The organism is Lysobacter claricitrinus, from assembly GCF_045866565.1.
GTDB lineage: Bacteria > Pseudomonadota > Gammaproteobacteria > Xanthomonadales > Xanthomonadaceae > Cognatilysobacter > Cognatilysobacter claricitrinus.
The window spans coordinates 61903-82232 of the sequence record NZ_BAAFZV010000003.1; the positions used below are offsets into that span (position 1 = coordinate 61903).

At 68.5% G+C, this 20330-nt stretch carries 22 protein-coding genes; 5 read left to right on the forward strand and 17 right to left on the reverse strand.

What is annotated here, in order from left to right; all coding sequences use genetic code 11:
- The first annotated feature begins 1 nt into the window (after nt 1).
- Nucleotides 2–1336 (forward strand): ABC transporter permease, encoded by a 1335-nt coding sequence (locus ACKTTN_RS12020; RefSeq protein ID WP_407910138.1) that lies wholly within the window; start codon nt 2–4, stop codon nt 1334–1336.
- 3 nt (nt 1337–1339) lie between these two features.
- Here ACKTTN_RS12020 and yedA read toward each other — a convergent pair whose 3' ends face one another.
- Both yedA and ACKTTN_RS12030 read right to left on the reverse strand, forming a co-directional pair.
- Entirely contained in the window at nt 1340–2269 is a 930-nt protein-coding gene (yedA, locus tag ACKTTN_RS12025; protein WP_407910139.1) for a drug/metabolite exporter YedA, read from the reverse strand.
- Between the two features lie 109 nt (nt 2270–2378).
- Entirely contained in the window at nt 2379–3692 is a 1314-nt protein-coding gene (locus ACKTTN_RS12030) for a tyrosine/phenylalanine carboxypeptidase domain-containing protein (protein ID WP_407910140.1), read from the reverse strand.
- Between the two features lie 305 nt (nt 3693–3997).
- Between ACKTTN_RS12030 and ACKTTN_RS12035 the strand changes: the two genes are divergently transcribed.
- Nucleotides 3998–4297, forward strand: a complete 300-nt coding sequence (locus ACKTTN_RS12035; protein WP_407910141.1) for a hypothetical protein — start codon at nt 3998–4000, stop codon at nt 4295–4297.
- Nucleotides 4298–4321: 24 nt separating this feature from the next.
- On the opposite strand, the gene ACKTTN_RS12040 is transcribed toward ACKTTN_RS12035, so the two are convergent.
- The 12 genes from ACKTTN_RS12040 to ACKTTN_RS12095 form a co-directional block, all read right to left on the reverse strand.
- On the reverse strand, nt 4322–5140 hold the full coding sequence (locus tag ACKTTN_RS12040; protein WP_407910142.1) for a methylated-DNA--[protein]-cysteine S-methyltransferase: 819 nt from the start codon (nt 5138–5140) through the stop codon (nt 4322–4324).
- A gap of 63 nt (nt 5141–5203) precedes the next feature.
- Entirely contained in the window at nt 5204–7381 is a 2178-nt protein-coding gene (locus tag ACKTTN_RS12045; protein ID WP_407910143.1) for a carboxy terminal-processing peptidase, read from the reverse strand.
- A 294-nt stretch (nt 7382–7675) separates the two neighbouring features.
- Nucleotides 7676–8686, reverse strand: coding sequence for a lipoyl synthase (gene lipA / locus ACKTTN_RS12050; protein ID WP_407910144.1), 1011 nt, complete (start codon nt 8684–8686; stop codon nt 7676–7678).
- A gap of 121 nt (nt 8687–8807) precedes the next feature.
- Nucleotides 8808–9491, reverse strand: a complete 684-nt coding sequence (lipB, locus tag ACKTTN_RS12055; protein WP_407910499.1) for a lipoyl(octanoyl) transferase LipB — start codon at nt 9489–9491, stop codon at nt 8808–8810.
- Between the two features lie 14 nt (nt 9492–9505).
- Nucleotides 9506–9784 (reverse strand): DUF493 family protein, encoded by a 279-nt coding sequence (locus tag ACKTTN_RS12060; RefSeq protein ID WP_407910145.1) that lies wholly within the window; start codon nt 9782–9784, stop codon nt 9506–9508.
- Nucleotides 9785–9838: 54 nt separating this feature from the next.
- Nucleotides 9839–10117, reverse strand: coding sequence for a hypothetical protein (locus ACKTTN_RS12065; RefSeq protein ID WP_407910146.1), 279 nt, complete (start codon nt 10115–10117; stop codon nt 9839–9841).
- Between the two features lie 218 nt (nt 10118–10335).
- Nucleotides 10336–11271, reverse strand: coding sequence for a CsgG/HfaB family protein (locus ACKTTN_RS12070; protein WP_407910147.1), 936 nt, complete (start codon nt 11269–11271; stop codon nt 10336–10338).
- 159 nt (nt 11272–11430) lie between these two features.
- Nucleotides 11431–12639 carry a D-alanyl-D-alanine carboxypeptidase family protein gene (locus ACKTTN_RS12075; RefSeq protein ID WP_407910148.1) on the reverse strand — a complete coding sequence of 403 codons (1209 nt, stop codon included), beginning with the start codon at nt 12637–12639 and terminating at the stop codon, nt 11431–11433.
- Nucleotides 12640–12733: 94 nt separating this feature from the next.
- Nucleotides 12734–14005 carry a septal ring lytic transglycosylase RlpA family protein gene (locus ACKTTN_RS12080; protein WP_407910500.1) on the reverse strand — a complete coding sequence of 424 codons (1272 nt, stop codon included), beginning with the start codon at nt 14003–14005 and terminating at the stop codon, nt 12734–12736.
- The gene (gene mltB, locus ACKTTN_RS12085) at nt 13981–15114 is read right to left on the reverse strand and encodes a lytic murein transglycosylase B (RefSeq protein WP_407910149.1); all 1134 of its coding nucleotides are present in this window, start codon (nt 15112–15114) and stop codon (nt 13981–13983) included. The genes ACKTTN_RS12080 and mltB overlap by 25 nt, the downstream gene beginning before the upstream one ends.
- 51 nt (nt 15115–15165) lie before the next feature.
- Complete coding sequence (locus ACKTTN_RS12090) at nt 15166–15525, reverse strand: VanZ family protein (protein WP_407910150.1); 360 nt, start codon at nt 15523–15525, stop codon at nt 15166–15168.
- On the reverse strand, nt 15522–16727 hold the full coding sequence (locus ACKTTN_RS12095) for a class I SAM-dependent methyltransferase (RefSeq protein WP_407910151.1): 1206 nt from the start codon (nt 16725–16727) through the stop codon (nt 15522–15524). Before ACKTTN_RS12095 ends, ACKTTN_RS12090 begins: the two co-directional genes overlap by 4 nt.
- Before the next feature lie 69 nt (nt 16728–16796).
- On the opposite strand from ACKTTN_RS12095, the gene ACKTTN_RS12100 reads away from it, so the two are divergent.
- On the forward strand, nt 16797–17543 hold the full coding sequence (locus ACKTTN_RS12100) for a pteridine reductase (RefSeq protein ID WP_407910501.1): 747 nt from the start codon (nt 16797–16799) through the stop codon (nt 17541–17543).
- A gap of 60 nt (nt 17544–17603) precedes the next feature.
- A complete protein-coding gene (locus ACKTTN_RS12105; RefSeq protein WP_407910152.1) occupies nt 17604–18023 on the forward strand; it encodes a hypothetical protein in 420 nt (139 codons plus the stop codon).
- On the opposite strand, the gene folK is transcribed toward ACKTTN_RS12105, so the two are convergent.
- From folK to tsaD, 3 genes are read right to left on the reverse strand one after another with little or no spacing between them, the layout of a single operon-like run.
- Nucleotides 18010–18498, reverse strand: a complete 489-nt coding sequence (folK, locus tag ACKTTN_RS12110; protein WP_407910153.1) for a 2-amino-4-hydroxy-6-hydroxymethyldihydropteridine diphosphokinase — start codon at nt 18496–18498, stop codon at nt 18010–18012. The two genes, ACKTTN_RS12105 and folK, sit on opposite strands and share 14 nt — an antisense overlap.
- Complete coding sequence (gene folB, locus ACKTTN_RS12115) at nt 18495–18851, reverse strand: dihydroneopterin aldolase (protein WP_407910154.1); 357 nt, start codon at nt 18849–18851, stop codon at nt 18495–18497. Before folB ends, folK begins: the two co-directional genes overlap by 4 nt.
- 54 nt (nt 18852–18905) lie before the next feature.
- Nucleotides 18906–19961, reverse strand: a complete 1056-nt coding sequence (gene tsaD, locus ACKTTN_RS12120) for a tRNA (adenosine(37)-N6)-threonylcarbamoyltransferase complex transferase subunit TsaD (protein ID WP_407910155.1) — start codon at nt 19959–19961, stop codon at nt 18906–18908.
- Nucleotides 19962–20114: 153 nt separating this feature from the next.
- Between tsaD and rpsU the strand changes: the two genes are divergently transcribed.
- Complete coding sequence (rpsU, locus tag ACKTTN_RS12125; protein WP_115647413.1) at nt 20115–20330, forward strand: 30S ribosomal protein S21; 216 nt, start codon at nt 20115–20117, stop codon at nt 20328–20330.

Genomic DNA, 20330 nt, shown 5'->3' on the forward strand with positions numbered 1-20330 from the left:
CATGCGCAACAACAATCGATTCCGCCGCCTGAAGCGTTTCCTGGGCAACGCGGGCGTATTCCTGCTACTCGTCGCGGCACTTGTGGTGTGGACGATGCTGCCGTGGCCCGCGGTGGCCGGGCTCGCCGTGCTCGTCGCGTTGTGGCTGTTCCTCACCCGCAGCGGGCGCCTCACGCTCGCGGCCGCGCAGGTCGGCATCGCCGGGCTGCCGCAACGGCTCGGTGCATCGTCGGTGATCGTGGTCGGCATCGCCGGCGTGGTCGGCGTGCTGGTGGCGATGCTCGCGATGGGCGAAGGCTTCCGCGCGACGCTCGCGAGCACCGGCGGCAACGACACGGCGATCATCCTGCGTGGCGGTTCGCAGGCCGAAACGAATTCTGTGATCACCCGTGATCAGGTGCCGCTGATCCAGTCGCTGGACGGCATCCAACGCGGTACCGATGCGCGCGCATTGATTTCGCCGGAGCTTTCGCAAGTGGTCAACATGCCGTCGATGGCGGATGGCACCGATTCCAATGTGCAGTTCCGCGGCGTCGGCCCATCGGCATGGCTGGTGCGGCCGAAGGTGAAGATCGTCGATGGCCGCAGGTTCACGCCGGGCCTGCGCGAGATCGTCGTCGGCCGCGGCGCGCAACGCGAGTTCCGCGGGCTCGAGGTCGGCCACAAGCTCAGGCTCGCGCAGCAGGAGTGGACCGTCGTCGGCGCGTTCGAATCCGGCGATTCGCACGAGTCCGAGCTGTGGGCCGACGTCGACGTGCTCGGCCCGGCGTACCAGCGCCAGGCGTTCCAGTCGGTGACCGCAAAGCTCGACGGTGCGACCGGCATCAAGCGCCTGAAGGCCGCGCTCGCCGCGGATCCCCGCCTCAAGCTCGACGTCATGACCACGCACGACTACTACGCCAAGCAGTCGGAAAACCTCACCAAGCTGATCAACATCCTCGGCAAGGTGATCGGTGTGATCATGGCATTGGGTGCCGTGTTCGGCGCGCTCAACTCGATGTACGCCGCCGTGTCCGGCCGTGCACGCGAGATCGCGACGATGCGTGCGCTCGGTTTCCGCGCGGTGCCGGTGGTGACCGCGGTGATGCTGGAGACGATGCTGCTCGCGTTCGCAGGCGGCGTCATCGGCGCACTCATCGCGTGGCTGATGTTCAACGGCCACTCGGTATCGACGCTCGGCAACAACTTCAGCCAGGTCGTCTTCCAGTTCCGCGTCTCGCCCGACCTGCTCTGGACGGGCCTGAAGTGGGCGCTCGGCATCGGGCTGGTCGGCGGCCTGTTCCCGGCGCTGCGTGCGGCGCGGATGGAAGTGACGGACGCGCTGCGGGCGCAGTGATGCCTACGCCGGCGGCTCGCTCTCCGCAGCCGCCGGCACAGCGGGCTTCGACGCCCGCGCCTTCGACAACGTGATGATCACGACGCCGACCAGGATCACCGCCATCGCGCCGACGTCGCCGGCGGTGAACCGTTCGCCGCCAATGAGCGCACCGAACACCACCGCGAGCGGCGGGTTCACGTACGCGTAGCTCGTCGCCAATGCGGGTCGCACGTGGTGCAGCAGCCAGATGTAGGCGGTGAAGCCGAAGATGCTGCCGGCGACGACGAGATAGAGCATCGCCAGCGTCGACGACGTGCTCGGCACCGCAGTGAAACGCTCGCCGTGGATCAGCGCGGCGACCAGCATCCAGCCGCTGCCGGCGATCATCTGCCCGCTCGCTGCCATGAAGGGTTCGGGCAGGTCCTGGTCGCGGCTCCAGATCGAGCCCCAGGCCCATGCGATCGGTGCGATGGTCAGGCACACCAGGCCGAGCGTCGAACCGCGCAGTGCGCTGCCGGCGTTGAGCCAGACCACGCCGAGAAAGCCGACCACCAGTCCGATCCATTCCACGCGCGACGGATGACGTCCGCGCAGCATCGCGAACAGGCCGGCGAACAGCGGCATGGACGCGACCGCGATCGCGGCCAGCCCGGAACTCACCTGCGTCTCGGCAAGGTTCACGAAGCCGTTCGACAGCAGCACCATGAAGATCGACAGCACGACCAGCGTTCGCCACTGCTTCGCGCTCGGCGCGGGCGTGCCGCGCAGTCGCAGCACGATGAACATCAGCAGGCCCGCGATGAACATGCGGCAGGCGCCGAGCATGAAGGGCGGATAGCCCTTCAGCGCGAAGCGGATGGCGAGGTAGGTCGAGCCCCACAACACGTAGAGCGAGGCGAGGGCGACGCCAACAGCTAGGGGCGACGCGGTGCGCGCGGACGGGGCGTGCATCGGGTGGGATCCGGGAAGAGCCGCGAGAGCGGCCGATCCGCACAGCCTATCGCCTGCGACGATGCATCGTCCGTGCCGGAGGTTGGATCACCGTGTTGCGCGCGGTGCGTCAGTAGCCGCTGCCGGCGTCCTCGATCACCTCGTCCTCGTAGTCGGTGAAGCGCTGCAGCTCGACGCCATCGAGCTGGAACTTCTGCGCCGCGGCGGAGAACGCCATGATCGACAGGATGCGCTGCGGTTCGCGCGCCCACGGCGGTACGTACACCGGCCGGGCGATCAGGCCCGACTGCAGGTACGGTTCCAGTGCGACCACGTCGCCCGTGGTGAGCCGGCCGACGAACAACATGCGCAGCAATTCCGCACGGCCTTCCTGCAGCGCCTTGCGCACGAACAGGTGGGTGATGAACAGTCCTTCGAGATATGCGCCGTCCTTGGTGAAGCAGATGCGTCCGCGCACGTCGCCGCCGCGGAATACTCGCGACGCACTGCGATAGCTTTCGACCTCGTTCTGGCCGGCCTCGAGGAAGCCCTTGAACACCTCGATGAAGTCGGCGCCGTCGAGCGCGTTCTGCACCATGATCACGCGCAACGCGATGCGTCGAAGCCGGACAATGTCCATTGCCCCGGTGACGCATTCCGCGAACGTCGCCAGGCCTTCCTGCGTGCGCGTCGTGCGCGGCGCGCCGAGTCCGAACGATTTGAGATGCGGCTGGTGCTTGCCGTTGAGCAACGTGGCGGTGTGGATGAACGCCTCGTGCTCGAGCAGCTGGTCGAGGTCCGCGTCGGAGAACATCGCGGTCGACCGCAGGCGCACCTTGCTGCTGCTCGCGGTCGCTTTCGACGACAGCGCGGGGTCGAGCACGACGTCGACGCGGTCATGGGTGAAAAACGCGCCGATGCGTTCGCGCAGGCGCACCGCGAACTGGTCGGCCGTCATCGAACATTCGACCGGCGGAAGCAGTTCGCGATCGACCAGGTCGTCGGTGATGCTCAGAACTTCGCGTGCGCCGTCCGCCGCGGTGGCGTGCTGGCTGCGGTATTTGATATCCGGCCGTCCGTACAGCAGCACCGAGCAGCGCGTGAACCCGGGGTGCCCGATCTGTTCGAGCATCCGCGCGGCGACGCGATAACTCCATGCGGTTTTGAACAACCAGTTGCCGACCGGATGGCCGCGGTCGAGCCGATGCATGATCGCGTCGAGCGCATCGAGTTCGCTGTCGAGTTGCACGGGAACGGTCGGCGGCTGCGGTAGTTGCGGCTTGCCCGCGCGCCAGCCGTCGAGGAACTGCGCCTCCATGGCGGCCGGCCAGCCGATCGCATTGAGCACGCGGATCTTGCGGCCGACGCTGCACAGGGCGCGGTCGCATTCGAACAGCGCGTCGAGACGCGCGTCGTTGTCGGCAAGGGGCGATACGGTGGCCACGATGGTGTGCTCCGCGGAATCGGCGTGCTCACGCGTCGCGTGCGACGCGACGCGCTCGTCGTCGATTAGAGGCGCTGCACGTCGCGCTGGATAGTGGCCCAAGGTGCATCGAAACCGCCGGTGCGGGACGCCGCGACGCGGTCTTGAACGCAACGCACGTCGATGCCGCATCCACCGCCGGCTCAGTTTTCTAAGCGGCTTTACGCGGCAAGCGTCCATTGAGCGGCAGGCGGGTCACCCGATAAGGTGGCGTCAACGTCCCGTGAAAAGCCCGGCCTTCGCCGTGCGGAGCACAGCTGCTGATGATGTTTCAGGCGATCCCACCGTTCGACGAAACGCCGTCCCACACCCGCTGGTTGCACGACCTGCGCAACCTGGTGAGCACGGCGAGCGTGGCAGCAAGCGTCGGTCGGACGCTGCTGCATGACGACGTCGAGTCGGCGCGCGAACTGCTGGTCGAAGCGGAGCGGGCGCTGCACAAGTGCCGCGAATTGCTCGCGAACGGTGGCGACCACGTGCGCGATGACGATTCGTTGTCGAACGAGCCGCCGCCGGTTGACGGCGATCGTCGGCACGGCAACGGTGGTCGCCGCACCGACGCTTAGTCGTCGAGCGGCAGTAAGGGCCGACTACGCGCGCTCGCGTTCAAGCACGCGCTGCTTGAGCGGCAGACCCCAGCGATATCCACCGAGCGAGCCATCGCCGCGCACGACGCGATGGCAGGGCACCACGATCGCCAGCCGGTTGCCCGCGCAGGCACGCGCCACTGCGCGCGCACCGCGCGGCGCACCGAGCGATTCCGCCAGTTCCGCGTAACTGCGCGTCTCGCCCTTCGGGATGCGCATCAGCGCGTCCCATACGCGCTTCTGGAACGCGGTGCCGATCAGGTCGAGTTCGACATCGGCTTTCAATCCTGCCAACGCATTCGCCACCGCCTGCAGTCGCGGCGCGAGATAGTCGTCGCGACCGTCGTCGACGCGCTCCAGCGTCGCCTGCGGAAACTCGCGACGGAGCTTCGCCTCGAGCGCCGTGTCGTCATCGCCGAGTTCGATCGAGCAGATGCCGCGTTCCGTCGCCGCGACCAGCGCACGGCCGAGCGCGGTGTCGATCAGGCTCCAGCGCACCGACTCGCCCGCACCGCCACGGCGATAGCGCGACGGCGCCATGCCCAGGCGCGCTGCGCCCGCTTCGTACACGCGTGAGGGTGAGCCGTAGCCGGCGTCGTACAGCGCGGTGGTGACGTCGGCACCGCCACGCAACGCCTGTTTGAGGCGGCCGAGCTTGCGCTGGGCGAGGTAGTCGGCCGGGCTCAGGCCGAAGCGCGCGGTGAAGCGGCGCTGCAAGTGCGCGGGACTCCAGCCGACCGCATCGGCCAGCTGCTGCAGCGTCGGCTCGCCGGCGTCGAGCAGGTCGCGTGCGCGGTCGAGTTTTTCGTTCGCTGTATCCATGCCGGAAACGATAACGGGCGCCCGGAGGCGCCCGCTATCCGTTTGTTGCGATGTGCGATGCGGTCAGTCGGCCCAGTGGCCCGGGCTGCGCGCCGTCGGCAACACCTTCGCCGACAGCTGGCGATCGGTGTTCAGCACGCTGACGGCGTCGCCCAGGATCGAAGCGGCTTCGCGCAACAGCGGGTCCGGACGCTTCTCGGCGAGCTTGTCGCGCTGCGCATCCTTGGCGATGTCGCGCTCGTTCGCCTGCAGGCCGTCGTCGTCGTCATCCGCAAGCGGATCGAGCGCGAGGCCCATCTTCGCGCGCTCGGCCTGGCGCGTCTTGCGCTTGGCTTCTTCCTGGTCGCGCTCGGCGCGGCGGTCGGCCTCATTGAGCGACACCGTCTTCTCCGCGCGTTCCTTGCGGAACTGCTCGACGTCCTGGCTCCACCACTGGAACTCGCGATCGGCGGCGATGCGCTGCTCGTGGTGCTGCAGCAGCGTGGGCAGGATCGGGCGGAAGTCGCCGTACGCGGTGTGCGGCACCGCGGCGATGCGCGCCCACGGCAATGCATTGTCGTAGGTGCTCTCGCCGAACTCGCTGGCATCGACCGACGCCGGGAACGCGATGTCGGGCACCACGCCCTTGTGCTGCGTCGAGCTTCCGCTCACGCGGAAGAACTGCTGCACGGTGAGCTTGACCTGGCCGAAGCGCGCCTGCTCGTTCGCGGGCCAGCGGTCGAGGTCGAGCAGCGTCTGCACGGTGCCCTTGCCGAACGTGGTCTCGCCGATGATGAGGCCGCGGCCGTAATCCTGGATCGCGCCGGCGAAGATCTCGGACGCCGATGCCGAACCGCGGTTGATCAGCACCGCGAGCGGGCCTTCCCAAGAAATCTGCTTGTCGTCGTCGCCATTGACCGTCACGCGGCCGCCGGATTCGCGCACCTGCACCACCGGGCCCTGATCGATGAAGAGACCGGTGAGTTCGATGGCTTCGTCCAGTGACCCGCCGCCGTTGTTGCGCAGGTCGAGCACCACGCCGTCGACGTGCTGGCCCTGCAGCGTCTGCAAAAGCTTGGCGACGTCGCGCGTGGCGGACGCGAAGTCCTTGTCGCCGCGGCGGCGCGCGTCGAAGTCCTGGTAGAACGCCGGCAGCTTGATGACGCCGATCTTCTGGGCAGGCTTGCCGTTCGTGGCCGGCACGTCGATGGTTTCGGCCTTCGCCGCCTGGTCCTCGAGGCGCACGCGGTCGCGCACGATGTTGACGCGCACGGGCTTGGAATCGAGCGGCGCTTCGGCCGGCACGATGTCGAGGCGCACGTTCGTACCCTTGGTGCCGCGGATCTTGGCGACGACATCGTCGATGCGCCAGCCGACCACGTCTTCCATCGCGCCGCTGGTGCCCTGGCCGACCGCCATGACGCGATCGCCCGGCTTGACCTTGCCGGTCTTCGACGCCGGGCCGCCGGCGACGATCTCGCGGATCGCGACGACGTCATCCTGCTTCTGCAGGACCGCGCCGATGCCTTCCAGCGTGTTCGACATCGTCAGGTTGAAGTTGTCGGCGCTGCGCGGGGTGAAGTAATCCGTATGCGGATCGACCGCGTTGGCGTAGCTGTTGAGGAAGGACTGGAACACGTCCTCGCCCTTCAACTCGCCGATGTTCTGCGCGAGATTGGCATAGCGCTTGTCCAGCGTCTTGCGGATCTCGTCGGGCTGCTTGCCGGCGAGCTTCAGGCGCAGCCAGTCGTTGCGCACCGACTCCTTCCACAGCGTGTCGAGCGCGGCGTTGTCGGCCGCCCACGGCACGTCCTTGCGGTCGTACTGGAAGTCGTCCTTGCCGCTGAAGTCGAAGATGTTCTGCTTCAACAGGCTGCGCGCGTACTGCGCACGCGCGGTGGCGTGCTGGCGATACGACGCGAAGATCGCGTACGCCGGGCTGAGGTCGCCGCCCTTGATCGCATCGTCGAGCTGCGTCTTGTAGACGTCGAACTTGGCGATGTCCTGTGCGGTGAAGAACTGCTTGTTCGGGTCCAGCGCTTCGAGATAGCGCTTGTAGATGTCGGCCGACAACGAATCGTCGAGCGCACGCGGTCGATATGCGTAGCGACTGTCCGACAGCAGCCCGTACACGAGCTTCGCCGCGGTCGCCTGGTCCGGCGTCGGCGCGTTCGGAATGGTGGTCGATCCGCTGTCCGGACGCGCGAGCAGCGCGAGCGGCGCGGTGAGGAGAAGGGCGAGCAGGGGAGTTTTGAGCTTCATCGGATCCGGGCGTGGGGACGCCGAACAGGTCCGGCGGATCGCCGGGATACCACGGTGGACACGGTTGAGACCGCAGCCCAGTGCCGAAAGTTGCACGAGGCGTCTTCCGCATATGAACGCGATGCGCGGCCGGGCGCAACCCGTATTCCGCATTCGTCGCCGTACGTTCAGGCCGGACTGCGGGCGTCGTCACCCAGCGGCCGTGCCTTAACGAAAACGTTCGCCGACTATGCGCCGCACGCACGGCAATGCGGCGTGGAGATCACGCGACAGTGCGTGTCGCGATCGAGTCGCTCAGGCGGTCTCGACGACGCCGGCTTCGGCCGCGGACCGGTCCGCGTGATACGACGAGCGCACCAGCGGGCCCGACGCGACGTGCGAGAAACCCAGCGCGTAACCGAACTCTTCGAGCTGCTTGAACTCGTCGGGCGTCCAGTAACGCATCACCGGATGGTGGTGCGGCGTCGGCTGCAGGTACTGGCCGATGGTGATCATGTCGACGTCGTGCGCGCGCAGGTCGCGCAGGGTGTTCTCGACCTGCTCCATCGTCTCGCCGAGGCCGAGCATGACGCCCGACTTGGTGGCGATATCCGGATGCTGCGCCTTGAAGCGCTGCAGCAGCGTCAGCGACCACTGGTAGTCGGCGCCGGGGCGCACGTTCGGATACAGGTCCGGCACCGTCTCGATGTTGTGGTTGAACACGTCCGGCGGGCTGGTCGCGAGGATCTCGAGTGCGCGATCCATGCGGCCCTTGCCGCGGAAATCCGGCGTCAGCACTTCGATCTTGGTGCGAGGCGAATGCGCGCGGATCCCGGCGATACAGTCGGCGAAATGCTGCGCGCCGCCGTCGCGCAGGTCGTCACGATCGACGCTGGTGACGACCACATAGCGCAGGCCCATGTCGGCGACCGTCGTGGCGAGGTGCAGCGGCTCGGCCGGATCCGGCGGCTTCGGACGACCGTGGGCGACGTCGCAGAAGCTGCAGCGTCGCGTGCAGACCTCGCCCAGGATCATGAAGGTCGCGGTGCCGTGGCTGAAGCACTCGTGGATGTTGGGGCAGCTGGCTTCCTCGCAGACGGTGACGAGGCGGTTCTCGCGCAACTTGGCCTTGAGATTGGCGACGGCGTTGCCCGACGGGATGCGCACGCGGATCCACGACGGCTTGCGCAGCACCGGGGCGTCCTCGAACTTCACCGGGCTGCGGCCGATCTTGTCGCCGCCGAGCTGCTTCGCGCCCTCGACCAGCGGCGCAGGCGCGCCTTCGACGACGGCGAGGGGAATGGTGCGGGGAGCGGGCTCGGTCATGGCATCGGCCGTGGAGGAAGCGATCCGGCGACGGCCGGGCCTGCATTGTCCCGCGCCGGGGCGGTCAACGCCAAAACGTGCGGGAAACGGTGGGGCGGCGTCAGGAGAACGCCGGTCGGTATCAGGCCGCGACGGGCGCCAGTTCGGGCGCGGAGGCGCCGACGGTCGACAGTCCGAACTGCCGGGCGATGTGCCCGATCAGTTGCGGCTTGATCACGTCGAGCCCCGGCCCGCCCAGGTCGGCGACGCTGGTCACCTGCAGGCCAGCGTAGCCGCAGGGGTTGATGCGGCGGAACGGTTCGAGGTCCATCGCGATGTTGAACGCGAGGCCATGGAACGTGCAGCCCCGGCGCACGCGGATGCCGAGCGCGCCGATCTTGGCGTCGTTGACGTAGACACCGGGCGCGCCGTCGCGGCGTTCAGCGTGGATGTTCCAGTCGGCCAGGGTGTCGATCATCGCCTGCTCGACCTTGCAGACGTAGTCCTTCACGCCGACCTTGAGCCGGCGCAGGTCGAGCAGCGGATACAGCACGATCTGGCCGGGGCCGTGGTAGGTGACCTGTCCGCCGCGATCGACATGGATGACCGGGATGTCACCCGCCATCAGCACGTGTTCGGGCTTGCCGGCCTGGCCGAGGGTGAACACGGGCTCGTGTTCGACAAGCCAGAGTTCGTCGGGCGTGGCGTCGTCGCGGCGGTCGGTGAACGCCTGCATCGCGCGCCAGACCGGTTCGTAGGGCTGGCGACCCAGGTCGCGCACGCGCGCGGGCGGCAGATCCCCGGCCGGCGGCGACGTCTCGCCCAAGTCGCAGGCGGCGGTTACAGCGTCCACTTCACTTCCGGATGCCCACGCAGCACCTCGTGCGCACGCTCATGCTCTTCGCGGTTGTTCGCGCGGAAGCGGATGCGCACGGAAACGTATTTGCCGCTCGACGACGGCTTCCAGGTCACGTCCTCGTGCAGCACGTCGACGCCCGCGTCGGACAGCAGGCGAGGCAACGTGACTTCGAGCCCGGCCTCGGCCGGGCCCATCGCGGAGAGTTCGAATTCACCCGGGAACTGGTACCCGTGCGTGGGGTTGTCGGAATGGATGTCCATCCGCCCACTATGGGGGCCGCCGCGTCGATCGCAAGCGAACCCCTACCGGCTGACTCAGTGACCGCGCTGGGCGGCCGACAGCGCGTCGCGCGATGCCGCCGAAGACGCGTCGAGCTCGGCGCGCGTATGGCAGACGCGCTTGGCGCGATTGCTTCCAAGTTCGCGTTCGAGCTTGCAGATCTTCTTGTCGCTGTCGTCGGCGACCTTCGGTGCCGCAGCCGGCTGCGTCGTGTCGGACGCCGCGGCCTGCGTGGCGCTCGTCGACGTCGTGTCAGCCATCTGGGCCTGGGCGGCGCCAGTCACGAGCATCAACGCGAGCAACATCGTCTTCATACGGAAAATCCTGGCGGGAAATGGATACGGTGCCACTGACGGCTCGCAATGGAGCCTGTCGAAGGTCAGGGATATGGCGTCGGTTCATGCAGGCGACGCACTTCGACATTGCCGCAAACGGCACGCGTTGTCCTGTGCCCTTTTGTTACAGCGGCCGGACCAGCGTCGCAGAACCGGGAAAGCCGGCGGCCGCCGGCTTTCCGCGCATCGTGACGGGTTTACTTCGACATCTGCAGCAGCATCGACGAGACCCAGCCCTTGTTGCCGAACTCGTCTTCGACCTCCCACATCGCGCCCTGCTTCTGGCCGGTCGGGTACAGCATCATGCCGACGTCGAGCGCACGCACGACCTTGCCCTTGCCGGCCGCGTCGCTGAAGAGGCGCGCGGGCTTGGCGACGGTGACGGCCTGCGTCGCGTTGGCGGCGCTGGCGTTGGCCGGCAGCCCGCCGAGCTGGGCGATCACGTCGGTATAGGCCTGCAGGTAGGCGAGGGTGATGACCTGGCCGACTTCGGTATTCGCGTAGCCGCCGGCGCCCAGGCCGCCGAGCCCCGAGCTGCCGAACAGGACGCCGCTTCCGGACCAGCCGAGGTCTGTCTTCTTGGCGTTGCCCTCGGCCATCGCGACCTGTTCGGACGAACGCACGTCGGTCACGGTCAGCACGACGTTGGCGGTCTTGCTCTTGAAGTTCAGGCCGCCGATGGCCGCGCCCGCCCGGCCGCCGATCAGGCCGCCCAGCAGGCCGCCGACATTCGCGCCGCTGGCGTTGTTGTTGGCGTTGACCAGGTCCGGAACCATCACGTAGTCGGCGGCCTTGACCTGGCCCTTGCCGATGTTGGAGCGGTTGCGCAGCTCGCCGCTGGCGGCCAGTTCGCGCTCGTGCATCGCCGCGTTCATGCCCGCGCCGCGATCGACCAGCGTGAAGCAGTGCGACTTGGCGACGAACAGCTTGATGAGCTTGCTCGGTGCTTCGAGCTGCTGGCCGGTCCACCAGTTGACCGCATCTTCCGGCTCGAGCACCGAGATCGTGCCGAGCGGACGCGCGCACGTCGGGATCTGCGCGGTCTGCTGCTGGCGGACTTCGTTGACGCTGGCCGCGGCGGCCGGCAGGGCAACGAAAGCGAGGGCGAGGAGGGTGGCGGTCCGTACGGTCATTGCGGTGTGCTTCCTGGCAGTTGGGTCGTCGGCGCGGCGCGCCGGCCGCAAGCATAGCGGCAGTAAAGACACCGCCGATCGGTTCGTCGCGCTAAAGAATCGCTAAGACGAAAAAGCCGGCACGAGGCCGGCTTTTTCAGTCAACACCATGCGTGGTGCTTACGAGTTCCACCACATCAGCAGCTCGTGCCAGAGGCGCTTGAAGAAGCCGGCTTCCTCCACCGCATCGAGCGCGATCAGCGGACGCTGCGCGAGCACCTTGTTGCCGAGCATCACCCGCACCATGCCGATCTTCTGACCCTTGGCGATCGGGCCGACGAGCTGCTTCGGCACGTCCATCACCGGCTTGAGCTGCTGGTAGCGACCGCGCGGCAGCGTCACCAGCATCGGTTCGGCGAGGCCGAGTCGCACTTCGTTCTGCTGGCCCTTCCACACCTTCTGCACCGCGACCTGCTTGCCGGCGTCGTAGAGCTTGTGCGTCTCGAAGAAGCGGAAGCCCCAGTTGAGCAGCGCCTGCGAATCGTTGATGCGCTGGTCGTCGGACGGCTCGCCCATCACCACCGACACCAGGCGCTGGTCGCCGCGCTGCGCGGACGCCATCAGGCAGAAACCCGCGGTGCCCGTGTGGCCGGTCTTGATGCCGTCGACCGACGGATCGCGCCACAGCAGGCGGTTGCGATTGTTCTGCGTGATCGGGCCGACCGTGTATTCCTTGATCTTGTTGAGCGCGTACGACTCGGGGTAGTCGTGGATCAACGCGCGGCCCAGCAGCGCGAGGTCATGCGCCGTCGTGTAATGGCCTTCGGCGGGCAAGCCGTCGGGATTCATCCAGTGCGTGTGCTTGAGGCCGATGCGCGTGGCATAGGCGTTCATCAGCGAAGCGAAGGCGTCCTCGCTGCCGGCGATGTGCTCGGCCAGCGCGATGGCGGCGTCGTTGCCCGACTGCACGACCATGCCCTTTTCCATCTCGATCAGCGGCGCGGTCTTGTTGACCTCGAAGCCCGAGTACGAGCCTTCGGTGCCCGCGCCGCCTTTGCGCCACGCGTTCTCGGTCATCATGACCTGATCGTCGCGCTTGACCTTGCCGGCCTTGAGTTCGGCGGCGACGACGTAGCTCGTCATCACCTTGGTGATGCTCGCCGGTTCGACCTGCGTGTCGTAGTTCTCGCCCGCGAGCACGTTGCCGCTGGCGTAGTCGATGAGGATCCACGCCTTGGCCTGCACCGCCGGCGGCGGCGGGACGGGCAGCTCGTCGATGGCCGGCGGCGGTTGGTTGTTCGGCACCGGGCCGGTCTGGGCAACGGCCAGGCCGAGCGTCAGGGAGAAACCGGCGGCGAGCAGGCCGGCAAGGCGGACGGGGGACTTCATCGTGACGGGACTCCGGGCCGGCGGGCGGCGATCGAACGGATGCGGACGGACATTCTGGACGCGTCGACGCCGCGGGCGAAACCCGCGCGGCGAATCAGTCGTGGACGCGTTGTGGCGTGGCGAAGCCTAGACCGCGGACGCGCGCGGCGAGTTCCGCCTCGGAAGCGGCGGGCAGCGGACCGATGCGCAGGCGCCAGATCGGCTGGCCCTTGGCGACGGCGTCGAACAGGCGGGCGTCGGCGATGCCGGCGCTGCGCAGGGTGGCGAGCGCGCGATCGGCGTTGTCGCGCGCGGAGAAGCTGGCGACCTGCAGGACCACCGCGTCGTCGGACGCGCTGGCGACCGGCGCGCTGGCGACTGGGGCGCTGCTCCCGGCTGGCGGCGGCAGCGGCGTTACCGACACCGGCGGCGGCACGAGCACCGGCGCAGCGGCCGGTGGCGCGATCACGGTGCGATCCGCCGACGCGACCTGCGTCGTCGACGGCGCGATCGCCGCCGGCTTGCCGGTGGCGACGTGCACGCCGCGCTGCGCCATCCAGTCCTCGAAACCCTGCGTCTGTGCGGTGCCGTCGGCGGCGCGCATCGCATAGCGGTAATCGCGCGTGGCGACGTCGAGGGCGGTGGGTGTGGGCGCGGGCCTGGACGGCGCGGTCGCGGCGGGCGTGGTCGACGCGAAGGTCGTGCCGGTGGCGGTGTCGCCCGGCTGCAGCGCTTCGACGCGCACGCGGCCGGTGCCGGCCGGATAGATGCCGAGCTTCACCGCGGCGGCGAGGCTGAGGTCCATCACGCGGCCTTCGTGGAACGGGCCGCGATCGTTGACGCGCACCACCACCGAATGGCCGTTGGCCAGGTTGGTGACGCGCGCGAAGCTCGGAATCGGCAGCGTCTTGTGCGCGGCGCTGAAGGCGTACATGTCGTACACCTCCCAGTTCGAGGTGCGTCGACCATGGAACTTCTCGCCGTAGTACGACGCGAGGCCTTCCTCGACGAAGCCGCGGGTGTCGTCGAGCACGCGGTACTGCTTGTCGAGCACCGAATACACCGGCTTGTTGCCGAGCTTGGAGCGCGGCAGCGCGACGACCTGCGGCTCGGGAATGCAGTCGATGTCGGGAATGGCGTTGGGAACGCGATCGTTCTCGTCGGGCCGGTACAACCCGCCAGCGACGTAATCGCCACGTTTGCTGACGTCTTCCTCGGCGGGGCGGTACCAGCTGCAGTCATGTCCTGCCGCAGTCGGCGGCGCCTGCACGACCGACACGCTCGGCGCCGGCGATGACGATGGGCGCGGAGCACTCGCGCAGGCGACCAGGCCCGCGCAGACCAGCACGACGACGATGTTCTTCATGGGGCCGGAGCAGTTCCCGATGCGGCGGCAGGAAGCGGCGGTATGTCGCGGCCGGCGATCGACTCGGCCAGCTGGTACACCGCCATCGCGTAATGCTTCGAGATGTTATAGCGGGTGATCGCGTAGAAATTGCGGAAGCCGAGCCAGTATTCGACGCCATCGGCGCCGTCGAAACGCAGCGGCATCGCAGTCGCATTCGCTGGTACGGGCCCAAGCGGACGGTAGCCGCGCGCCTGCAGGTCGGCGAGCGTGTAGATCGGATCGAGCGCATCGGGCTCGAACGCCGGCATCGCCGGATCGTGCGTCGCGCGCACCGCGACCGGGCCGCCACGCGTCCACCCGCCCTTCTTCACGAAGTAGTTGGCGATCGACGCGAATACGTCGGCCCGGCTGTCGAACAGGTCGCGACGGCCGTCGCCATCGGCATCCACCGCGAATTCGCGATAGCTCGACGGCATGAACTGGCCCCAGCCCATCGCACCGGCGTAACTGCCCTTGAGCTGGGTGATGTCGAAACCGGTTTCCTTGCCTAGCGCGAACAGCTGGCCGAGTTCGCCGCGGAAGAACTGCTCGCGCTGCTCCTCGCGCGCCGCCTTGGCCGGGTCGCCGCTGCGCGGATACGAGAACGCCAGCGTGTAGAGCGCATCGACGACCGGATAGCTGCCCTTGTTCGCGCCGTAGCTGGTTTCGACGCCGATGATCGCGGTGATGATCTCCGCGGGCACGCCGAAGCGCGCCTCGGCGCTGGCGAGGTCCGCGCGGTTGTCCGCGAGGAACTGGCGGCCGCCGTTGATCCGCGCATCGGTCAGGAAGATCGGGCGGTAGTCGCGCCACGGCTTCGCCTCGGCCGGCCGCGACATCGCCGCGACGATCGAATCGCGGACCCGCGCGTTGGCGAGCACCGACTGGATGTACGCAGGATCGATGCCGTACTGCTGCGCGGTGTCCTGCACGAACTTCGCGCGCGCGACTTCGAACGGCACGCGCGGCGGCAGCGGCGCCGGCGCGGGTGTTGCGGCTGGAGGCGGCAGCGTGCCCGGTGCTTTCGGCGGCTGCACCGCGCACGAGGCAGCGGCAAGCACGAGTGCACAGGTGAGCGAGCGAAGGATCGGGCGGCGAATCGTCGTCATCGTCGCGAGGTTATCACGCGATTTTCGCGCGAATCACACGATCTGCAGCCGCTACGGCGACGGTTCAGCGCCCCGTCGCCGCCAGCGCCACGCCGCCTGCGCGATCGCTGCGCCGAACGCATCGGCGATCGCGTCGAGCGGGTCGGCCGAACGGGTCGTGGTGAACACGCCCTGCGCGATCTCGATCGCAATGCCGAACGCGATCACGCCGACGAGCACGCGCAGCCATCGCGCCGGATACAGCCGCGTGCCGTATGCGGCGAGCAGTGCGTAGCCAAGCGCGTGTTCCAGCTTGTCCATGCCGTCGAACGCGGGCGGCGGCAGGTCGTGCGCGGGCAGCAGCGAACCGACCGTGATCGCGACGAACATCGCGATCCACACGGGCATCGCCCACGCCGGACGCGACGTCACAGGCGATGGCTCAGGTCGCCCACCAGGAATGCCGCGCCGAACTCGACGTCCTTCGAGAACCCCATCGCCTGGAAACGCTCGCCCATTTCGCTCGGCAGCGTCAGGTGCTTGACCTCGTTGGTGCGGCGCAGGCGTTCGGACTCGTCGTCGATGTGCTCGATGCGCGACAGCACGCCGGCCAGCCCGTTGCCGAGCAGGAAACTCGCCTGCGAGCAGTAACCGGCGAAGTCGAAGCCCGCCGACACGCCGGCTTCGGCCAGCGCGGTGAAATCCACCGACGCGGTGAGGTCCTGCAGGCCCGGCCATGCGAATACGTCGTCGTGCATGCGGTGGCGATAGAAGGCGCGCAACGTGCCGTCGCGGCGCTCGTCGGCGTAGTACTCGCCGCGCGCATAGCCGTAGTCGACGAACAGCATCGCGCCGCGCTGCATCCCGCCCGCCACCGCCTGGATCCAGTACGGCAGTTGCGGCAGCACTTCGGAGACGTAGCCGTCGGGCAACGATCGCCCGAGTCGACGCTCGATATGACGGACCGACTGCAGCAGCATCGAATCACCGGGACGCCATTGCGTCACGAAGCGCTCGCCGTCGCTGGCGACGTAGTGCTCCATCACCTCGCTGCCGCGCACGCCGAAACGCGGCGTCGGCAGCGCGTCGATGACCTCGTTGGCGAACAGCACGCCGTTCCAGTCGTGTGGAACGGGGCCGTCTATCCATTCGACCAGTTCGAACAGCATGGGATGCAGGCGCTCGAACAGCCGCGCGCGCTGGCGTTCGCGCAACTGCGCGGACGGTTCGAGGATCAGGTAGCGCGCCGGCAATGCGTCAAGTTCGAGCAACCGCATCAGCGCGACCTGCGCGAACGCGCCGGTACCGCCGCCGAGTTCCAGCATCAATGCGCTCGGGCCCAGTTGCTGCAACACCGGCGCGACGGCATCGGCAACGCAGGCGGCGAACACGGGACCGAGTTCCGGCGCGGTGACGAAGTCGCCGGCTTCGCCGAACTTCGTCGCGCCCGCGCTGTAGTAGCCGAGCCCGGGCGCATACAACGCGAGTTCCATGAAGCGCGAGAACGGAATCGCGCCGCCGGCCGCGGCGATCTCGGCGTCGATATGCGCGGCCAGTTTCCGGCTGTGCGCCTGCGCGGCCTCGTCGGGTGTCGGCAGCTCGGACGCGGCGCGCGCAGCAGGATCGATCGGCATCGGGACACGGGACGTGGGAGACTCGCGCAGGATACGGGACGGCTGCGGTAAGGAGCGTCGATGCAGGCGATGGCGACAGGCGATGCACGCCCGGTAGTGCTGGTCACGGGCGCGGCGCGGCGGATCGGCGCGGCGATCGCGCGCGGGCTGCACGCCGCGGGATGCGACATCGCGCTGCACTACCGCGCTTCGGCTGGCGAGGCGCTGGCATTGCGCGACGAACTCGAGCGCGCACGACCGGGATCGACGTTGCCGCTGCAGGCCGACCTCGGCGAGTTCGATCGTCTTCCCGAACTCATTGCGCACACGGTCGGACGCTTCGGTCGTCTCGACGGGCTCGTCAACAATGCATCGACGTTCCGGCAGACGCCGCTCGGCGACGTCACGCCGGCGCAGTGGGATGAGCTGTTCGCGTCGAACGCGCGCGCGCCGTTCTTCCTCGCTCAGGCCGCCGCGCCGCACCTGAGTGCGACGCGGGGCGCCATCGTCAACATCGTCGACATCTATGCCGACCGGCCGCTGCCGCGGCACGCGGTGTATTGCATGGCGAAAGCCGCGCTGGTGATGGCGACGAAGTCGCTCGCGCTCGAGCTCGGCCCGGACGTGCGCGTCAACGCGGTCGCGCCGGGCGCGATCCTGTGGCCGGAAAACGACGGCGACACCGCCGCGCGCGACGCGATGCTCGCGCGCACCCCGCTCGCACGCACCGGCACGCCGGAGGACATCGCCGACGCGGTGCGCTGGCTACTGTTCGACGCGCGCTATTGCACGGGGCAGGTCGTGGCCGTGGACGGCGGGCGGACGATCGTGGGCTGACTTCACCCGGGCACGGCGGCGGGCGTGCGTAAGTCGGGTGGCACGTCGATGCCTACCGCCATGCCGAACGATCGCGACACCAGCGCCTATCTCTACGTCCGCCCCGGCAGCGACCTTCCGTTGCACGCGGCGCGCGCCGCCACCACGGCGGCCATCGACGACGCCTGTGCCGCGGGCAAGCGTGGCGTGCTGGTCGACTTCCATGAGTGGCACGGCGTCGAGCGCCCTTCGCTCGCGCTGCGCATCGACAGCGTCTTCGAATGGGCGGCCGCGGCCGAGAAGGTGCAGGGCTTCGTGATGGCGCTGGTGATGCCGCCGCAGCTCGTCGATCCCGGCCGCATCGGCTTCATCATCGGCCGCCGGCTGGGTTTCAACTTCGACGTGTTCGGTGCGCTGGACGAGGCGAGGGCATGGATCGAAACCGAACTCGCGGCGCTGCCGCCGCGCGACGACGATGGCTTCGTTCTCAAACCAGACTGACGACGTCGCCGGCCAAGCCATGCTCGGCATGTTCCGCCCACAACGCGGCCAGCGTGCGTCCGGTGCCCGGCACGACCGCATCCGGCGCGATGTCCGCGAGCGGACGCAATACGAACGCATGCTTCAGCTCGGAACGGGGAATGCGCAGGTTGCCGGCGCCGTCGAGCACGCGGTCGTCGAACAGCACGATGTCGATGTCGAGCGTGCGGTTGGAAAAACGCGGGCCGCTGCGATCGCGGCCGTGCGCGTCCTCGAGCGCGTGCAGCCAGTCGTTCAGCGCCTGCGGTTCGAGGTCGCTGTCGATGATCGCCGCGGCGTTGAGGAAGGCGGGGCCGTCGAAACCCACCGCCGGCGTGCGGTACACCGGCGACACCACGAGATTGTCGAAGCGCGCATGCAGAGCGGCGATCGCGGCGCGCATATGGCGCTCGGGCTCGACGTTGCTGCCGAGGCTCAGGTAGGCGCGTCCGCTCATGCTGCGCGCGAGCGTTCGATCATCACCCCGACCGCGCGCGCGCCGCGCACCGCGCCGGGCTTGCTGAGCTTCAGCCGAAGGTGCTGCACGGGGAATTCGGCCAGCACGATTTCCGCGATGCGCTCGGCCAGCGTTTCCACAAGGCCGAAACCCGACGCGGCCACGTAATCGCGGATCCGCGTGCTCACGTCCTTGTAGTTCAGCGTGTGCGCGATGTCGTCGCTCGCGGCCGGGATGCGGTTGTCGAAGGCCATTTCGAGGTCGAACACCAGCGGCTGGCGCACGCGGCGTTCCCAGTCGTAGATGCCGATCAGCGCCTCGATCTCGAGGCCTTCGATGAAGACGTGGTCCATGGCGGCGTCCGGATGCGGTGCGGCGATGCTACGGAGGCGCCGCGCGATGTGCACTCATGCCGGCGCGATCTCGACCGCCGGCAGCGTCGACATGTCCCAGCGCGGCGTCACGTGCACGCCGAGGTCCGCGTGCTGGCCGGCCTGCAGGCGCAGCGCGCCGGCGAACGCGATCATCGCGCCGTTGTCGGTGCACAGCACCGGCGGTGGGAAGCCGACCACGGCGTCGCGCTTGGCCGCGAGTTCCTGCAGCTTCGCGCGCAGGCGGCGATTGGCGCCCACGCCGCCCGACACGACGAGCCGCCGGAAGCCGGTTTCATCGAGCGCGAGTGCGCATTTGATGGCGAGCGTGTCGACCACGGCGTCCTCGAACGCACGGGCGATGTCGGCGCGGGTGGCGTCGCTCTGGTCGGAGTCGCGCCAGGCGAGCAGCACCTGCGTCTTCAGGCCGCTGAAACTGAAGTCGAGGCCGGGGCGGTCGGTCATCGGCCGGGAGAACTTGAACGCGCCGGGCCGGCCGTTTTCCGCGATCGCCGCCAACTGCGGGCCGCCGGGATAGGGCAGGCCCATGAGCTTGGCGGTCTTGTCGAAGGCCTCGCCGGCGGCGTCGTCCAGCGTCTCGCCGAGCAGGCGGTAGCGGCCGACCGCATCGACGCCGACCAGCTGCGTGTGACCGCCCGACACCAGCAGCGCGACAAACGGTTCGGGCGCGAGGCCCGCGTGCAGCGCAGTGCGCTGGTCGGCGTCGTCCATCAGCGGCGCCAGCAGGTGGCCTTCCATGTGGTGGACGGCGACGGCCGGCACGTCGAGCGACCACGCCAGCGCGCGCGCCACGCCAGCACCCACCAGCAGCGCGCCGACCAGCCCCGGGCCCGCGGTGTAGGCGATGCCGTCCAGGTCGGTGGTGGCGATGCCGGCCTCGGCCAGCGTCTGCCGGATCAGCGGCAGCGTCTTGCGAACGTGGTCGCGGCTGGCGAGTTCGGGCACGACGCCGCCATACTGCGCGTGCAGCGCGATCTGGCTGTAGACCGCGTGGGCGAGCAGGCCGTCGGCGGTGTCGTAGACGGCGATACCGGTCTCGTCGCAGCTGGTCTCGATTCCGAGTACTTTCAAGGACTTGGCCTCGTTTCGGCGGTCCTGCCGTGGCCTGCGGCGGGCGGCATGACGAAAAAGTGAGAGCGGCGGCTTGCGGCGCCGCGGGGCAGGCCGATATCATAGGCGGCTCGCCAGCCTCGTGAGCTGGCGGTCCTAATCACCGAGATTCCTATGCCGAGCGTCAAAGTCCGCGAAAACGAGCCTTTCGAGTTTGCCCTGCGCCGTTTCAAGCGCACCTGCGAGAAGGCTGGCGTGCTCGCCGAGACCCGCAAGCGCGAGTTCTACGAGAAGCCGACGCAGGAGCGCAAGCGCAAGGCCGCTGCGGCCGTTAAGCGTCAGGCGCGCCGTTCGTCGCGCGACGTGACCAAGCGCCAGCGCATGTACTGA

What these genes read in the sequence shown, in the direction of transcription:
- ACKTTN_RS12020 (WP_407910138.1), top strand. Translation starts at nt 2, where the DNA reads ATGCGCAACAACAATCGATTCCGCCGCCTGAAGCGTTTCCTGGGCAAC.
- yedA (WP_407910139.1), bottom strand. Translation starts at nt 2,269, where the DNA reads ATGCACGCCCCGTCCGCGCGCACCGCGTCGCCCCTAGCTGTTGGCGTC.
- ACKTTN_RS12035 (WP_407910141.1), top strand. Translation starts at nt 3,998, where the DNA reads ATGTTTCAGGCGATCCCACCGTTCGACGAAACGCCGTCCCACACCCGC.
- ACKTTN_RS12040 (WP_407910142.1), bottom strand. Translation starts at nt 5,140, where the DNA reads ATGGATACAGCGAACGAAAAACTCGACCGCGCACGCGACCTGCTCGAC.
- ACKTTN_RS12045 (WP_407910143.1), bottom strand. Translation starts at nt 7,381, where the DNA reads ATGAAGCTCAAAACTCCCCTGCTCGCCCTTCTCCTCACCGCGCCGCTC.
- lipA (WP_407910144.1), bottom strand. Translation starts at nt 8,686, where the DNA reads ATGACCGAGCCCGCTCCCCGCACCATTCCCCTCGCCGTCGTCGAAGGC.
- ACKTTN_RS12060 (WP_407910145.1), bottom strand. Translation starts at nt 9,784, where the DNA reads ATGGACATCCATTCCGACAACCCCACGCACGGGTACCAGTTCCCGGGT.
- ACKTTN_RS12065 (WP_407910146.1), bottom strand. Translation starts at nt 10,117, where the DNA reads ATGAAGACGATGTTGCTCGCGTTGATGCTCGTGACTGGCGCCGCCCAG.
- ACKTTN_RS12070 (WP_407910147.1), bottom strand. Translation starts at nt 11,271, where the DNA reads ATGACCGTACGGACCGCCACCCTCCTCGCCCTCGCTTTCGTTGCCCTG.
- ACKTTN_RS12075 (WP_407910148.1), bottom strand. Translation starts at nt 12,639, where the DNA reads ATGAAGTCCCCCGTCCGCCTTGCCGGCCTGCTCGCCGCCGGTTTCTCC.
- mltB (WP_407910149.1), bottom strand. Translation starts at nt 15,114, where the DNA reads ATGACGACGATTCGCCGCCCGATCCTTCGCTCGCTCACCTGTGCACTC.
- ACKTTN_RS12095 (WP_407910151.1), bottom strand. Translation starts at nt 16,727, where the DNA reads ATGCCGATCGATCCTGCTGCGCGCGCCGCGTCCGAGCTGCCGACACCC.
- ACKTTN_RS12100 (WP_407910501.1), top strand. Translation starts at nt 16,797, where the DNA reads ATGGCGACAGGCGATGCACGCCCGGTAGTGCTGGTCACGGGCGCGGCG.
- ACKTTN_RS12105 (WP_407910152.1), top strand. Translation starts at nt 17,604, where the DNA reads ATGCCGAACGATCGCGACACCAGCGCCTATCTCTACGTCCGCCCCGGC.
- folK (WP_407910153.1), bottom strand. Translation starts at nt 18,498, where the DNA reads ATGAGCGGACGCGCCTACCTGAGCCTCGGCAGCAACGTCGAGCCCGAG.
- folB (WP_407910154.1), bottom strand. Translation starts at nt 18,851, where the DNA reads ATGGACCACGTCTTCATCGAAGGCCTCGAGATCGAGGCGCTGATCGGC.
- rpsU (WP_115647413.1), top strand. Translation starts at nt 20,115, where the DNA reads ATGCCGAGCGTCAAAGTCCGCGAAAACGAGCCTTTCGAGTTTGCCCTG.